The following is a 332-nucleotide window of genomic DNA, read 5'->3' on the forward strand; positions in this document are numbered from 1 at the left end:
CGGGTCGCGACCTTGGTGCGGGCGATGAAGTCGTTCAGCTACAAGGACTCCCGGGATCGCTCGTACGCCGATCTCAACGAGGCGCTGACGACCACGTTGACGGTGGCGCGGAACGAGGTGAAGTACGTCGCTGACGTGGTGCTGGACCTGGGTGAGCTGCCGGAGGTGCTGTGCCGCATCGGTGACCTCAACCAGGTGTTTTTGAACCTGCTGGTCAACGCCGCGGACGCGATGCAGGACAAGGCCGAGCGGGGCGAGCGCGGGGAGATCCGCATCAGTACCCGGGTCGAGGGGCCGATGGCGGTCGTCAGCATCGCCGACAACGGCAGCGG

General features: G+C 66.3%; 1 protein-coding gene. It reads left to right on the forward strand.

Annotated features, from left to right (window positions below; genetic code table 11):
• Positions 1-24: 24 nt before the first annotated feature.
• Positions 25-332: sensor histidine kinase (locus HC028_RS26890; protein WP_205861735.1), on the forward strand; the 308-nt coding region annotated here is incomplete at its 3' end.

The organism is Planosporangium flavigriseum (assembly GCF_011947225.1).
Classification (GTDB): Bacteria; Actinomycetota; Actinomycetes; order Mycobacteriales; family Micromonosporaceae; genus Planosporangium; species Planosporangium flavigriseum.